The sequence below is a fragment of the Synechococcus sp. CCAP 1479/9 genome, from assembly GCF_019038535.1.
Taxonomy (GTDB): Bacteria; Cyanobacteriota; Cyanobacteriia; order PCC-6307; family Cyanobiaceae; genus Cyanobium.
The window spans coordinates 71815-84041 of sequence record NZ_JAFKRK010000028.1 but is presented as its reverse complement, the minus strand read 5'-3'; the positions used below and the strand labels follow the sequence as shown (position 1 = coordinate 84041).

General features: G+C 73.6%; 16 protein-coding genes. 7 read left to right on the top strand and 9 right to left on the bottom strand.

Going from position 1 to position 12227, the window contains the following annotated elements:
* Positions 1–85 precede the first annotated feature (85 nt).
* The 7 genes from KUG38_RS12550 to KUG38_RS12520 form a co-directional block, all read right to left on the bottom strand.
* Complete coding sequence (locus tag KUG38_RS12550; RefSeq protein ID WP_190610441.1) at positions 86–682, bottom strand: anthranilate synthase component II; 597 nt, start codon at positions 680–682, stop codon at positions 86–88.
* 9 nt (positions 683–691) lie between these two features.
* Positions 692–1165: a diacylglycerol kinase family protein gene (locus tag KUG38_RS12545; RefSeq protein WP_216922242.1), complete on the bottom strand. Its 474-nt coding sequence runs from the start codon at positions 1163–1165 to the stop codon at positions 692–694.
* 68 nt (positions 1166–1233) lie between these two features.
* Positions 1234–1770: an rRNA maturation RNase YbeY gene (gene ybeY, locus KUG38_RS12540; RefSeq protein ID WP_216922174.1), complete on the bottom strand. Its 537-nt coding sequence runs from the start codon at positions 1768–1770 to the stop codon at positions 1234–1236.
* Positions 1767–1970 (bottom strand): DUF3285 domain-containing protein, encoded by a 204-nt coding sequence (locus KUG38_RS12535; protein WP_216922167.1) that lies wholly within the window; start codon positions 1968–1970, stop codon positions 1767–1769. The genes ybeY and KUG38_RS12535 overlap by 4 nt, the downstream gene beginning before the upstream one ends.
* A 20-nt stretch (positions 1971–1990) precedes the next feature.
* A protein-coding gene (gene prfB / locus KUG38_RS12530; protein ID WP_216922165.1) for a peptide chain release factor 2 occupies positions 1991–3116 on the bottom strand; the annotation gives its coding sequence in 2 pieces (ribosomal slippage) (positions 1991–3040 and positions 3042–3116; 1125 coding nt in all).
* 32 nt (positions 3117–3148) lie between these two features.
* Entirely contained in the window at positions 3149–4144 is a 996-nt protein-coding gene (locus KUG38_RS12525) for an FUSC family protein (protein WP_216922163.1), read from the bottom strand.
* On the bottom strand, positions 4141–4935 hold the full coding sequence (locus KUG38_RS12520) for an FUSC family protein (protein WP_216922160.1): 795 nt from the start codon (positions 4933–4935) through the stop codon (positions 4141–4143). The genes KUG38_RS12525 and KUG38_RS12520 overlap by 4 nt, the downstream gene beginning before the upstream one ends.
* 132 nt (positions 4936–5067) lie before the next feature.
* On the opposite strand from KUG38_RS12520, the gene KUG38_RS12515 reads away from it, so the two are divergent.
* Both KUG38_RS12515 and gshB read left to right on the top strand, forming a co-directional pair.
* Positions 5068–5391 (top strand): glutaredoxin domain-containing protein, encoded by a 324-nt coding sequence (locus KUG38_RS12515; protein WP_216922157.1) that lies wholly within the window; start codon positions 5068–5070, stop codon positions 5389–5391.
* Positions 5388–6377: a glutathione synthase gene (gene gshB / locus KUG38_RS12510; protein ID WP_216922154.1), complete on the top strand. Its 990-nt coding sequence runs from the start codon at positions 5388–5390 to the stop codon at positions 6375–6377. Before KUG38_RS12515 ends, gshB begins: the two co-directional genes overlap by 4 nt.
* 12 nt (positions 6378–6389) lie before the next feature.
* Here the strand turns inward: gshB and KUG38_RS12505 are convergent, their stop codons facing one another.
* On the bottom strand, positions 6390–7778 hold the full coding sequence (locus KUG38_RS12505) for an isochorismate synthase (protein WP_502988701.1): 1389 nt from the start codon (positions 7776–7778) through the stop codon (positions 6390–6392).
* A gap of 74 nt (positions 7779–7852) precedes the next feature.
* Between KUG38_RS12505 and menA the strand changes: the two genes are divergently transcribed.
* The 5 genes from menA to KUG38_RS12480 all read left to right on the top strand — a co-directional run bounded on the left by menA (position 7853) and on the right by KUG38_RS12480 (position 11639).
* Complete coding sequence (gene menA, locus KUG38_RS12500; protein WP_216922146.1) at positions 7853–8842, top strand: 2-carboxy-1,4-naphthoquinone phytyltransferase; 990 nt, start codon at positions 7853–7855, stop codon at positions 8840–8842.
* 8 nt (positions 8843–8850) lie between these two features.
* Complete coding sequence (locus KUG38_RS12495; RefSeq protein ID WP_353617803.1) at positions 8851–9828, top strand: o-succinylbenzoate synthase; 978 nt, start codon at positions 8851–8853, stop codon at positions 9826–9828.
* An 84-nt stretch (positions 9829–9912) separates the two neighbouring features.
* Complete coding sequence (locus KUG38_RS12490) at positions 9913–11166, top strand: AMP-binding protein (RefSeq protein ID WP_216922144.1); 1254 nt, start codon at positions 9913–9915, stop codon at positions 11164–11166.
* Positions 11167–11181: 15 nt separating this feature from the next.
* Positions 11182–11448 (top strand): TM2 domain-containing protein, encoded by a 267-nt coding sequence (locus tag KUG38_RS12485; RefSeq protein WP_094587399.1) that lies wholly within the window; start codon positions 11182–11184, stop codon positions 11446–11448.
* A complete protein-coding gene (locus KUG38_RS12480) occupies positions 11448–11639 on the top strand; it encodes a hypothetical protein (RefSeq protein WP_190610457.1) in 192 nt (63 codons plus the stop codon). Before KUG38_RS12485 ends, KUG38_RS12480 begins: the two co-directional genes overlap by 1 nt.
* Here the strand turns inward: KUG38_RS12480 and KUG38_RS12475 are convergent.
* Positions 11636–12130 carry an acyl-CoA thioesterase gene (locus KUG38_RS12475; RefSeq protein WP_216922141.1) on the bottom strand — a complete coding sequence of 165 codons (495 nt, stop codon included), beginning with the start codon at positions 12128–12130 and terminating at the stop codon, positions 11636–11638. The two genes, KUG38_RS12480 and KUG38_RS12475, sit on opposite strands and share 4 nt — an antisense overlap.
* Positions 12131–12227 lie beyond the last annotated feature (97 nt).

The following is a 12227-nucleotide window of genomic DNA, read 5'->3' as shown; positions in this document are numbered from 1 at the left end:
TCCGGTCAGCGCTGTCGCGGACCGGCGGGTGGGGTCAACCATGGAGTCGCGTCTGGCCCCACCGGGCCCGGGATGTGGCGCGAAACTAGCAGTGGGAGGCCAGGCGCAGGAAATTGGCCAGCAGCTGGTGACCGGCCTGGGTGAGCACGCTCTCCGGGTGGAACTGCACCCCCTGCAGGTGGTGGTGCTCCCGGTGCTGCAGGCCCATGATCGTGCCGTCCTCCAGCCAGGCGGTGATCTCCAGGCAGTCGGGCAGGGTCTCCCGCTCGGCGATCAGGCTGTGGTAGCGGGTGGCGGTGAGGGGCTCGGGCAGGCCTTCGAACACCCCGGCGCCCCGGTGGTGCACCGGTGAGGTCTTGCCGTGCATCAGCTCGCCGGCCCGCACCACCCGCCCGCCGAACACCTGGGCCAGGCACTGGTGACCCAGGCACACGCCCAGCACCGGCACGGTGGGTCCCAGGTCCCGCAGCACCTCCAGGCAGACCCCGGCCTGGTCAGGATCGCCGGGCCCGGGGGAGATGAGAATCGCCGCCGGGTCGAGGGCCCGGATCTGCTCCAGGTCGAGGGCGTCGTTGCGTTCCACCCGCACCGTGGCGGCAAGGGGGTGGTCGGCGGCCAGTTCACCCAGGTACTGGACCAGGTTGAAGGTGAAGCTGTCGTAGTTGTCGAGGACCAGGAGCATGGGGACGGTCTAGACGCCGAGGCGGATCAGCAGGGGGGGCACGAGCAGCAGCAGGGCGATCAGCAGCGACGAGAGGGCGGCGACGAGCACGGCGGCGGCGGCGCAGTCCTTGGCGATGCGGGCCAGAGGGTGGAACTGGCGGCCGATGGCGAGGTCCACCACCGCCTCGGTGGCGGTGTTGAGCAGCTCCAGCACCAGCACCGCCGCCACCGTGAGCACCAGCACCGCCAGGCGGTCGGCGGCCAGGCGCAGCCACAGCCCCAGGCCGAACACCACGGCGCCCGTGAACACATGGATGCGGAAGTTGCGCTGGCTGGCGAAGCCGTAGGCCAGCCCCTGGGCGGCGTAGCGGAAGCTCGCCGGCAGGTCGCCCGCCACCTTCCACGCCCCCACCCGCAGGCGCCTGCCGCGGCGGTGCACGTCGTTGGCCACGTCGCTGGTCACTTGGCGGAGGGCCGGCGGATGTTCCTCGGGAACGAGCATCGGCATCGCACCGCCGTTGGAGGGACAAGCGGCACCCTACCGCCGATGGCCGCTGGGAACAGCCCCTGTCAGGAGGGGGACGCCTCCAGCAGCGCCGTCTGGCGCTCCAGCATCGCGGCCAGGCTGTCGTCATCCGGGTGATCCCAGCCCAGAAGGTGCAGCAGCCCGTGGGTGGCCAGGAACAGAAGCTCCTCCTCCAGGCCGTGGCCGGCCGCCTCGGCCTGCCGCCGGGCCGTGTCGAGGGAGATGACGATGTCGCCCAGCTCCAGCCAGTCCGGCTCCGCTCCGGCGGGGGCCGGCGGTGCCTCCTCCTGGGCTGCGAAGGCCAGCACGTCGGTGGGGCCGCTGTGCTGGCGCCAGGCCTGGTTGAGCTCGGCGATCGTGGCGTCGTCCGTGAGCTCCAGCCCCAGGCTGTAGCCCTCGGCGCGCAGGGGGGCCGGCAGCTCCGGCAGCAGCTGGGCCAGCCAGGCGCCGAGGTGGGAGCACCAGAGCGCCTCAGCCACGGCGGGATCCGCCAGGGGCTCCGGGAGCGTGGCGCCTGCGGCGGGCCCGGGCTCCAGGCTGAAGGCCAGGTCGATCTCCGGCGCCGCCCCTGGGCTGGTCATCCGGGCAGGCTGGGGCGCCCCAGCCAGGCGATCAGCAACAGGAAGCCGCTCAGCCCCAGGGCGGTGAGGCCGAAATGCAGCAGGCTCTGGCGGCCCTTGCGCACCATGTTGCGCATGGCGAGCTTCACGAAGCTCGGGTTCTCGCCCCCGGCGGCAGGGGCGGCGGCCGGAGTGGGCTGGGGGCTGGGGCGCTCGGGCATGGGGGGCGCTGCGGTGGGGATCAGGCGGCCGCGTCGGCGGCGATCTCCACACCCTGGCGCAGCAGCGACTGGATGAAGGGGTCCAGATCCCCGTCCATCACCCCCTGCACGTCGGTGGTCTCCTGGGCGGTGCGCAGGTCCTTGACCATCTGGTACGGGTGGAACACGTAGTTGCGGATCTGGTTGCCCCAGGCCGCCTCGACGATGTCGCCGCGGATGTCGGCGATCTCGGCCGCCCGCTGCTCCTGGGCGATCACCAGCAGCTTGGCCATCAGCAGGGCCATGGCCTTCTCCTTGTTCTGGAGCTGGGAGCGCTCCTGGGTGCAGCGCACCGCCAGGCCCGTGGGGATGTGCAGGATCCGCACGGCCGTCTCCACCTTGTTGACGTTCTGGCCGCCGGCGCCGCCGGAGCGGGAGGTGGTGACCTCCAGGTCCTTCTCGGGGATGTCGAGCTTGACGTCCTCCTCGAGCTTGGGCATCACCTCCACGCCGGCGAAGCTGGTCTGGCGCTTGTCGTTGGCGTTGAAGGGGGAGATCCGCACCAGCCGGTGGGTGCCCTTCTCGTTGCGCAGGTAGCCGTAGGCGTAGCGGCCGTCGATCTCGATCGTGCAGCTCTTGATGCCCGCCTCCTCCCCCTCGGAGAGCTCGTCCACGGTCACCTTCATGCCGTGGTCCTCGGCCCAGCGGGTGTACATCCGCATCAGCATCAGGGCCCAGTCCTGGGCGTCGGTGCCGCCGGCACCGGCATTGATCGAGATCACCGCCCCCTCCTTGTCGTAGGGGCCGCTCAGCAGGCGCTCCAGCTCCCAGCGGTCGAGGGCCCCCTTGAGGCTCTGCAGGCCGCCGTTGGCCTCGCCGAGGAGCTCCTCATCGGGCTCGAGGTCGTACAGCTCCAGGGTGGCGCGGGCGTCGTCGATCGCCGCCTGCCACTGCAGCAGCTGCTCCAGCTGGGCCTTCACCTCATCCAGGTGGCGCATCTGCTTCTGGGCCTGCTGCTGGTCGTCCCAGAAGCCGGGCTGGGAAGCCAGCTGCTCCAGGTCCCGCTGACGGGCTTTCAGGGCCGGTACGTCAAAGACAGTCCTGGGCATGGCCCAGGCGGTCGGTGAGCTCGGAGAGGTCGCGCTTGAAGTCGGTGAGATCCAGCAAGGGGAAGCGAATCCGGCGATGGATCGACCCTATCAGCGCCCCGCCTCCGGCCTCTCCAGGCGCTGCGGGGACCGGGGCAGCCGGATCAGGGCGTCCGCGAGCAGCAGCAGCCGACTGGCGATCAGCAGCTGGCTACGGCCCTCCTGGGGCGGCAGCGCCGCGCTCAGCTGGTCCCGGCAGCGGCCCAGGTCCGCCATCGCGTCCGGGGCGTCCCGTCCCTCGATGAGTGCCTCGATCCGGGTCCGGCCGCCGTCCAGCAGCCGCGGGATCAGCCCGGATGGCACCCAGGCCGCCGGGGCCTCCTCCTTGAGCAGCAGGCAGAGATCCCGCGCCGCGCTCATCACCGTGCTGCCGTGCTGCAGCTGCTGCTGGGCCCGCAGCACCGCCTCGTCCGGCTGGCCGTGGATCAGCGTCCGTTCGGCGGCCAGCTGGGGCAGCCGGCGGCGCAGGCCGTTGCGGCGCTCCCGCAGGGCCGCGAACGCCTCCTCCGGCTCGGGACTGTCCGGCAGTCGCTCCAGCAAGCGGGACAGATCGAGCAGCCAGCCGTCACAGGAGGCCTGCCAGGCGCTGGAGGCCCGCTGGCTGTAGATCTGCCGCGACACCAGCACCCCCAGGATCACGCCCAGGATCGTCATCACCGTGCGCCAGAACCCGTAGTGCCACCAGGCATCGCCGTGGTTCATCAGGCTGCCCGCGACCACATGCCCGCCCACCACGAAGCCGCTGGTCAGACCGGCGGCGAACCCGAACAGCCGCACCAGGGTCAGTCCCACGAACACGCCGAGGGCGCTGGACAGGCCGCCCAGGATCCCCGCACCGATCACCACGGCGAGCAGTCCCAGCAGGGTGCCGATGATCCGCTCCCGTCCGGCCAGCACGCCGCCGCCGAGGTCGGTCTCGAGGATCGTGAGCACCGCCAGGGCCAGGAACAGGCCCTCCGGCAGCGCCAGATGGTTGCAGGCGGCCACCACCAGCGCCAGGACCGCCCCGTTGCGCACGATCACGGCCGACCGTCCCGGCGCTGTCATGGCGCTGCCTCCAGGCTGCGCAGCCGCAGCAGGGCCTCGCGGCAGGCGTCGGCGTCGATGGAGCGCAGCACGGCCGGCACCCGGACCATGGCGACCGCGTGGCGCAGCGCCTGCTCGAGTGCCTCGTGCCGCTGCTGCATCCCTTCACTCGCCAGGCCGTGGGCCTGGGGGCTGCGCAGCACGGCGGCGCGCACGGCGCAGTGGGCGCCGTAGGCGCTGATCAGTTCCTCCTCCCCGTCGTGGGAGGTTCCAGCGAGCAGGGCTTCGATCCGGCCCAGCAGACCCCGCTCGCTGTCCTCCAGGCGTTGCAGCGGTGAGCGGAACCAGAACAGACGTTCGACGGCCATGCCCAGCAGCAGCCCGAGCAGGTGCCAGCCGGTCCTGGCGACGACGTACCCGGCCCCCATCCGCTCGTGGGCGGGAACCGCCAGGATCAGGACGGTCATGATCACCGCGTTCATCAACGTGGCCGGACTCAGCCCCAGCCGGCGTCCGAGCAGCTGGATGAGGACGTAGCCGATCCCGATGGCGAGCCAGTTGTGCAGGACCTGGGTGAGCAGCACCACCACGGCGCCCCCGAACACGGTGCCCACGATCCGCGCCCAGGCCGCCTCCCGCGACGCTTCCGGTGTGGGCAGCAGGCTGCGGGCGGCGCCATAGACCACATAGAACCCGTCGATCGCGTTGACGTCAGGTCCGGCCGCCGCGTGGATCCCGGCCGCCAGGAACCCGGCGAACCCCACCTGCAGGGCGTTGCGGATCTGCTGGGGCGAAGGGGGACGGGGGAGCATCGAGCCGACGGACCAGGTGCCGCCGGGAGATCAGGCCCCAGGATGCCGGGCCTGCGCGGATCGGCACGGGCGGGTCTGGTGGGGCATGGCCGATCCCCTTAAGCTGCGCCACAACGCCCTACGAGTGACCGGATGGAGATCCCAGGAGTCCCCCCAGAGGAATCCGGGCAGGACGCCGTGGAGGTGAAGCCGCCGGCCAAGGTGGAGATCTACTCCTATCGCTTCTCCCCCGACTGCATCCGGGCCAAGGGTCTGCTGGACAGGCTCGGGGTCACCTACAACGAATTCATCATCGACGACGACGAGATCAACAAGGAAGTGATGATGAAGCGCTCCGGCGGCCGCACCAGCGTTCCCCAGATCTTCATCGACGGCATCGCCATCGGCGGCTACGTCGAGCTCGCCAAGCTCAACACGTCCGGTGAGCTGGGCCCCATCCTGCGTCTGAGCGCGTGAGCCGCGATCGGGAGGCCCAGCTGTTCGTGGTCGATCCGATCACGCGCCTGCGGCCGGCCAAGGATTCCAGCGTGGCCCTGATGCAGGCGGCCCAGCGGGCCGGGCTGGCGGTGTGGGTCTGCACCCAGGCCGATCTTTCCAGTGCCGCTTCTGACGATGGCCGCCACCGGCCCCGGGCCTGGGCCCAGCCGGTGCGGCTGGCGGAGATGGCCGCCACCGCGGAGGGCTGGAGCGTGCCCGATCCCTGGGTCGAGGCCGACGAGCCCCGCGACATGCCGCTGGATCACTTCCGCTGGATCTGGATGCGCAAGGATCCGCCGGTCGACGAGGCCTATCTCTACGCCACCCAGTTGCTGGAGCTGGCCGAGCCTTTCGGGGTACGGGTGCTCAACAGCCCGGCGGCCCTGCGGTCCTGGAACGAGAAGCTGGGCGCCCTGCGCTTCAGCCATCTGATGGCCCCGTCGCTGGTCAGCGCCCGGGTGGAGCAGCTGGCCGCCTTCGCCGCCGGCCACCAGGAGGTGGTGCTCAAGCCCCTGGCGGGGCGGGCCGGCCAGGGGGTGGTGCGGACCGCGGCGGCGTCCCCCGGGCTGCGGTCCCTGCTGGAGCTGGTCACCCTCCAGGAGACGCTGCCCGTGATGGTCCAGGCCTTTCTGCCCGCGGTCACCGCCGGCGACAAGCGGATCCTGCTGGTGGACGGGGAGCCCCTCGGCGCCGTGAACCGGGTGCCGAAGGCGGGGGACTTCCGCAGCAACCTGGCCCTGGGCGGCGCCCCCGTCGCCGCCGACCTGACCGACGCCGAGCGGCGCATCTGTGATGCGCTGGCGCCGGTGCTGCGGGCCGAGGGGCTGTTCTTCGTCGGTATCGACGTCATCGACGGCCGGCTCAGCGAGATCAACGTCACCAGCCCCACCGGCGTGCGGGAAGTGGAACGGCTGGGCCGCAAGCCCCTGGCCGATCAGGTGATCGAGCGCCTGATGGCCGGCTGAGGGCGGCCCGGCTCAGCCGAAGCCGGCCGCCAGCGGCAGGTTGAGCTGCTGCTGCAGCACCCCGAGCTTGAGCGCCACCTCCTGCAGCTCCCGCTCGGGGTGGGAGCCCCGCACCAGCCCCGCCCCGGCGGTGAGCTCCAGCTGCCGCCCCCGCAGGGTGCCGCTGCGGATCGCCACCCGCAGGTCCGTGTCGCCTTCGGTGTCGATCCAGCCGATCGGGGCGGCGTAGTGCCCCCGCTCGAACGGCTCCAGGCTGCGCAGCCAGGCCATCGCCTCACGCCGGGGCAGGCCCGCCACCGCCGGGGTGGGGTGGAGGGCTTCGGCCAGGGTGAGCGGGGCCTGACCCCGCAGCGACGCCGTGATCGGGGTGTGCAGATGGACCAGGGAGCCGTGGCGGGCCAGCCGCGGCCGCCGCGGCCGCCGTGGATCGAGGCCCGCCTTCTGCAGCACGGCGGTGATCGTCTCCACCACCAGCTCGTGTTCGTGGCGGTCCTTGCGCGACTGGAGCAGAAGATCGGCCGGCTCCCCCAGGGGCGCGGTGCCGGCCAGGGCATCGCTGCGCAGCTGGCCCTGCCGCAGGGTGAGCAGCCGTTCCGGCGAGGCCCCCACCAGCGCTTCCCGCTCCGAGCGCTGCCAGAGGAAGCGGCAGCTGCCGGGCTGGCTGCGGCGCAGGTGCGACAGCAGGCTGAGGGGATCGAGGGGACCATCGAGCAACAGGTGCTGGCGCACCGCCAGCACCAGCTTCTGCAGCTCGCCCCGCTCCACCAGCTCCAGGGCCCGGTCAAGGGCGGAGCGGTAGCCCGCGTGCCAGTGGGAGCCATGGGCGATGCCCACCGGGGTGCCCCGGCCCGCCACGGAAGGACTGCCCACGGCCAGGGCCTCGAGCCGCTGGCGGGTGTCCCAGAGTTCCTCGGCGAGGCTGCGGGCCGTGACGTCGCCCCCCAGGCTGCGCTGCAGCCGCAGCCAGCAGTGGCGGCCCTGGCGGCTCAGCTGCCAGGTGGGCAGGACCGCCTGCACCCCCGCGGCTCCGGTGCCGGGATGCAGGGGGCTCTCGAAGAAGGCGAAGGCCAGCAGCACCCGGGGTCGGGCCAGGGCCGGGCAGGGGCCCGGTTCCCGGGCCAGGCGGCTGAGGCTGAGGCTGCTGAAGCGCTGGGCCAGCTCGAAGCGCCGCGGACCGCTCAGCTCCAGGCTGTTGCACTGGCCGGCGGCGGCGAGGCTGAGCCCCGGGGCACCGTCCCAGAGGAAGCGGAAGTCGCCACCCGTGCCCAGGTGGGTCAGGGCCACGAGGGGGTCAAGGGCGGCCATCGGCAGGGCCAGGCTGAGCACTCCCTCCTCCTCCAGACGCCGGCTGGCGGCGGTGGCTGCCGAGAGCAGCGCGGAGAAGGTGGCAGGGGCCTGCACCAAGGGGCCGCGGGACCGGGGCGGAAGGCTGCTCAAATGTATGGGCCTTTCCCCGCCCAACGCCCGCGGCCCCCATGTCTGAGCCACAGGTCGTCGCAAGCCGTTACGCCGCGGGGGGTGGGGCCGCCTCTGGGGCCTCTTCTCGCGGCCGCCTCTGGCGGGCGGCGGTGAAGTGGCCCATGTACGCCGTGGCGGTGATGCCGGTGCTGCTGGCGGCGGGCTGGCGGCTGGGCCAGGGTCTGGGCCTGCGGCCCGAGCAGCTGCTGCTGTTCCTGCTGGCCGCCGTGCTGCTGCTGGCCTGGGAGAACCTCGCCAACGATGTCTTCGATGCCGACACCGGCGTCGACACCCACGGCAAGCCCCATTCGGTGGTCAACCTCACCGGCCGGCGCGACCGGGTGCTTTGGCTGGCCAATGGTTGCCTGGTGGTGGGGCTGGCCCTGATGGCCCTGGTGGCCCTCCGCAGCAGCGCCGTGGTGCTGCTGCTGGTGCTGCTCTGTTGCGGCCTGGGCTACCTCTACCAGGGGCCCCCGTTCCGCCTCGGCTACCGGGGCCTGGGGGAACCCCTCTGCTGGCTGGCCTTCGGCCCCTGCGCCACCGCCGCCGCCCTGCTGGCCCTGGCCCCGGCCGGTGAGGGGGCGGGCGGGGTGCCCTGGGGGGCCGCCCTCCTGCTGGGCAGCGGACCGGCCCTGGCCACCACCCTGGTGCTGTTCTGCTCCCATTTCCACCAGGTGGAGGAGGACGCCGCCCATGGCAAGCGCTCGCCGGTGGTGCGCCTCGGCACCCGGCGCGCCGCCGGCCTGGTGCCCTGGTTCGTGGCCGCGGCCCTGGCGCTGCAGTGGGCGCCGGTGCTGCTGGGCTGGTGGCCCCTCACGGCCCTGCTGGGGGCCATCGGCCTGCCGCCGGCCCGGGCCCTGATCCGGCTCCTCGGCGAGGAGCACCACCAGCCCGAGCGCATCATCGGCAGCAAGTTCCTGGCCCTGCGCTTCCAGGCCCTCAACGGCCTGGGGCTCGCCTGCGGCCTGGCCCTGGGCCCCTGGCTGACGGCGCTGGCGGGCCGGTGAGCGCGGGCGTGGCCATCGGGGGCCCTGGGGGTCGGCTGGCCCTGCAGATCCGGCCCTTCGGCTTCCAGCTGCCCACGCCGCTGCAGACGGCCACCGGCGCGGTGGCGGCGAAACGGGGCTGGCTGCTGCGGCTGCAGACTCCCGACGGCGCCGTCGGCTGGGGCGAGGCGGCCCCGCTCGACCCGGGGGAGACGGTCGCGGTGGCCGCAGCCCTGGAGGGCCTCGGCCCCGACCTGGAACGGAACGATCTGGAGCGGCGTCTGCCCGCCCTGCCGCCCAGCCTGGCCTTCGGCCTGGGGGGCGCCCTGGCCGAGGTCGACGGTGAGGTGGGGGCGGCCGCCGGTGGCTGGCTGGCCGCTCCCCCATCGGCCTGGCTGCTCCCCGCCGGCGAGGCGATGCTCGACGGCCTGGAGCGGGGGCTCACCGGCGCAGGCCCGCCCACCTTCAAGTGGAAGGTGGCGGCGGCGGCCGATGGCCTGGAGCGGCGCCTGCTGGAGTGGTTGCTGGAGCGCCTGCCGGCCCACGGCCGCCTGCGGCTCGATGCCAACGGCGGCTGGGACCGGGCCACCGCCGCCGCCTGGGCGGAGCGGCTGGGGCAGGAGCCGCGGCTGGAGTGGCTGGAGCAGCCCCTGGCTGCCGGCGACCAGGAGGGCCTCGAGGCGCTGGCCCTGGGGATTCCGGTGGCCCTGGATGAATCCCTGCGGCAGTGGCCCCAGCTCCGGCAGCGCTGGGCGGGCTGGCAGGTGCGGCGTCCGTCCCAGGACGGGGATCCCCGGCCCCTGCTGGCCCAGCTGGGCCTGGGGGTGCCCCGGCTGATGGTCAGCACCGGCTTCGAGACCGGCATCGGTGCCCGCTGGACGGCCCACCTGGCGGCCCTGCAGTGGCGGGGCCCGACGCCGGTGGCCCCGGGCCTGGCGCCGGACTGGGCGCCCGCCTGCCCCCTGTTCGATCCGGACCCCGAGCGGGTCTGGGCGGCGGCGGCCTGAGCCGGGGCCGGCGCTGGCGCCCCTCACCAGCCCTACCGTGCCCCCACAGCGCCGCCTGCCCGTGGCGCTCCGCCGAGACCCCGCGTGGCCGATCCCCCCTGGGCGCCCCTGCTGCTCGATGCCGCCCGGGCCGACCCCGAGGCGGCGGCGGCCCGCCTGGAGCAGGCCTGGGGGCAGCAACGGCTGGTGGCCCTGGCGGGGCCCGGGCAGCAGGGGGATCTGGCGGCGGCCCTCGGCGGCGCACCGGGGGAGCTGGCGGACCTGGCCCGGTTCGGGCCCGCCGTGGTGGTGGGCAGCGGCGGCAGCAGCGGCGGCCGCCACTGGTGTCTGCAGCCCCTGGCCCACCTGCAGGCTTCCGCTGACGCCACCGCCGCCTGGCTGGAGGGCCTGGGCCTGGAGCCGGCGTCCTGCCTCCATCTCGACCCTTTGCCCCTGCACCACGTCAGCGGCCTGCTGCCGCTGGTGCGCGCCCGCCGCTGGGGGGGGGAGCTGCGCTGGCTGGCCCCGGCGCTGCTGCGCAGTCCGGAGCTCCTGCCCGAGGCCTGTCCCCTGCCCGCGGGGCGGCCCGTGCTGCTCTCCCTGGTGCCCACCCAGCTGGCCCGGCTGATGGCCAGCCCCGAGGCCACGGCCTGGCTGGCCGGCTGCGCCGTCATCTGGGTCGGCGGGGCGGGGCTGCCGGCGCCTCTGGCGGCCGCCGCCCGCCGGGCTCGCCTGCCCCTGGCCCCCTGCTACGGCGCCACAGAGACCGCCGCCATGGTGTGCTCCCTGCCGCCGCAGCGCTTCCTGGCCGGCGTGCCGGGATGTGGCGCGCCGCTGGCGGACGTGGCCCTGCGCCTCGATGGCGCCACCGGGGCCGTGGAGGTGCGCTGCGCCCGCCTCAGCCCCGGCCGGCTGGTGGGGGGGCGCCTGCAGCCCCTGCCGCTGCAGCCGGACGGCTGGTGGCGCAGCGGTGACGGCGGCCGGCTCGGGCCCGAGGGGCTGGAGCTGCTCGGCCGCCTCGATGGGGCCCTGCACAGCGGCGGGGAGACGGTCTTCCCGGAGCGGCTGGAGGAACGGCTGCAGGAGCAGGCGGCCCGCGCCGGAGCTGGTGTGGAGGCCCTGCTGCTGCTGGCCCGCCCCGATCCGGAATGGGGGGAACGGCTGGTGGCCCTGGTGCGGCCACGGCGGCAGGCGGAAGGGGCCGAGCTGCTGGCTCTTCTGCAGGCCATCACGGCCGCCTGGGCCCCCGCCGAGCGGCCCCGGAGCTGGCACCTCTGCCCCTCGCTGGCGCCCTCCGCCGCAGGCAAATGGGAACGGGGACGTTGGCAGCGGTGGCTGGACTCGCTAGAAGCCTTCTGAACCGCCCCTGCCGCCATGACCGAAAGTCAACAGGTCGAGACCAGCAACAAGAAGCTGGCGGCAGGGCTGCTGGCCATCTTCCTGGGATCGCTGGGCATCCACAAGTTCGTCCTCGGCTACAGCAAAGCCGGGCTGATCATGTTGCTGGTCACGGTGCTCACCTGCGGCTTCGGTGCTTCGGTGATGGGGATCATCGGGGTGATCGAAGGCGTCATTTATCTCACCAAGTCCACCGACGAGTTCCAGGCCCAGTACATCGACGCCACCCGGGAGTGGTTCTGATGCCCGTGCTCCGGCCGGCCGGGGCAAAGCCACGTCGGCTGGCCCTCGCCTTGGTGGCGGGAGGTGGGCTGGTCAGTTTCCTGGCCCTGGCGGCCACGCCCCATGACGGCCTGCACCCCCTGGCCCTGATGGCGGCGCTGCTGCCGCTCCAGCTGGCCGCCCTGGCCTGGGCCGGGATGCATCGCCGCTAGGGGCCCGTCCGGCTGGCCTCCAGCCACTGCGCGACGCTGGCGGGCAGGGCCGTCCGCCGGCGGCCAGCGGCCTCTATGGCCAAGTGTCGGGTCAGCACGGTGGCCGCCTCCAGGCCGTCGTGGAGGAAGCGGTAGCGAATCTCGAAGCTGCCGCCGTCGAGCTGCAGGGGCCGCAGCTCGATCGCCAGGGGATCGCCGCAGGCCAGCGGGCGCCGGTAGTCGGCGCTGACATGCACGATCGGCAGGGCCACGGCCGGCGTCCGGCCCGGCCCGGGGAAGATCTCGCCGGCCACCACGCCAAACCGCTCCAGGCTTTCCTCGTAGGCCACATGGCACCAGCGCAGCAGCTGGTGGAAATGCATCACCCCGGCGGCATCGGTGTCACCGAAGCGCACCGTGCGGCAGAGCAGCAACCAGTCCGCCGGCGAGGCTGAGGGCGAGGGGAGCTGTCCGGCGAGCGGTGGCTGGTCCGGCGGGTCTGAAGGGGGCATCGAACCTGGTGGCGCTGCCGTGGCGCTGCCTCCCATGGTGGCACCGGCTCCGCTGGAACCTCCGCCCACGGCCCGTTGCTGGCCTCCGGTAACCCCC